This is a genomic window from Staphylococcus sp. EG-SA-2 (genome assembly GCF_017152085.1).
This window is the reverse complement of sequence record NZ_JACYHC010000785.1, coordinates 1-1,376: the sequence shown is the minus strand read 5'-3', so window position 1 is coordinate 1,376 and position 1,376 is coordinate 1. Positions and strand designations below refer to the sequence as shown.

2 protein-coding genes and 1 pseudogene are annotated in these 1,376 nt (G+C 32.3%); 1 reads left to right on the top strand and 2 read right to left on the bottom strand.

The window, feature by feature from the left end; all coding sequences use genetic code 11:
• Positions 1-123: pseudogene (locus tag IDG60_RS14250) on the top strand (choline uptake/conversion transcriptional regulator CudC); the annotation flags it as partial.
• Between the two features lie 187 nt (positions 124-310).
• Here IDG60_RS14250 and IDG60_RS14245 read toward each other — a convergent pair.
• Together IDG60_RS14245 and IDG60_RS22445 are read right to left on the bottom strand one after the other, a co-directional pair.
• The gene (locus IDG60_RS14245; RefSeq protein WP_000184398.1) at positions 311-997 is read right to left on the bottom strand and encodes an MBL fold metallo-hydrolase; all 687 of its coding nucleotides are present in this window, start codon (positions 995-997) and stop codon (positions 311-313) included.
• A 258-nt stretch (positions 998-1,255) separates the two neighbouring features.
• Positions 1,256-1,376 (bottom strand): hypothetical protein (locus IDG60_RS22445; RefSeq protein WP_241013376.1); only part of this gene is annotated, 121 nt, incomplete at its 5' end.

Genomic DNA, 1,376 nt, shown 5'->3' with positions numbered 1-1,376 from the left:
GCTCAGCTTGATCATACACATGTTTATTACGAATGGTTAGAACAGTTAACCGAAGCGATTGAAAGCGGTGAAATTTTCAAATATTTCCCAATTCCAGAACAGCCTTCTGATTCTGAAAATTAAAATTGACTCAAACAACGACAATGATGATTATGCATGATGAAAACAATGCAATAGGTCCACGAAATAAACGGTAATTTCTATCTCAATAAATAGAAATTACCGTTTTTGTTTTATATGACAATCAATCATGGAGGTATTTTCTAGAGCTTTCTTAGATTCGTTACATTGCTTCGCCAATTTATTTCAATTAGCTATTCTCGCCCTCACGTACTCTATCAATAATATTTTGTATTTGTTCACGTTTTTCATATTCATTTTCTACAAAATAAACTAACGGTTCATCTTTGATAGTAACCCAAGGTACAAGTACATCAAAATCTAATTCTTTAACCATCTCTAAACTTTGAATAGATTTTTCTCTATCACTTGAACCTAATATAACTGTACGCCATCTCTTCCCTTCAAAACATATAAAATCTCCAGTAAATAAGTAACGGTGATGACCATCATCCCATAAAAATAGTGTCGTCCCTGGTGTATGTCCAGGCGCGGGAATAACTTCTAAATCCTTATCCAACATTACACGATTACTAAATTGTTTTTGAACAGAAATCTTATGTTTCAGTGCAGCCACATCATTTTCATGTATAAAGTAAGGGGCTTCAACTTGATTAGAACCTCCTATAGATTCATGATCATGATTCATCAATACTTTTGAAACACCACCTAATGATGCAATGTCTTGTTGGGAGTCACCTAAGTGTCCGGAATGATAGATAACAATATTACCTGTTTCACGTTTTAAAATAAAAGATTTAAATAGAAATCGATTATCAAAAGGCAGTTCCGAAGTAGGTGTCGCATATAAGTTTTTTGTGATGGATTCTAAACTGTCATGTAATTTGGACTGTTTATTTTTAAATTGATTAGTCATTTTATTTCATCCTTCGATTAATTTGAATTGTACATACGCAGTACCCTTTATTTAATAATCAATGAGAGTCTTTCAAACTTCGATTTAGAATATGCTTCATACAATAAATAAGTACTTGGAGCACTAAAAAATTAAATCTTTTAGTACAACATTAATGAAAACCTAAAAGTTCATCCTACAATGCTACTAAAAAAAGGGGAATGGAACAGAAATGATATTTTCACAAAATTCATTTCGTCGTCCCAGACCCGCTTTGAATTATAAATTATCGTCTTGTTCTTCTTCTGATACTTGAACGATTCGCAATGAACGACGTTCAACTTCTTTTAATTTTTCAGCACGCGTTTCAAGTTTAATTCTATCGCGCCCTAAAATGATT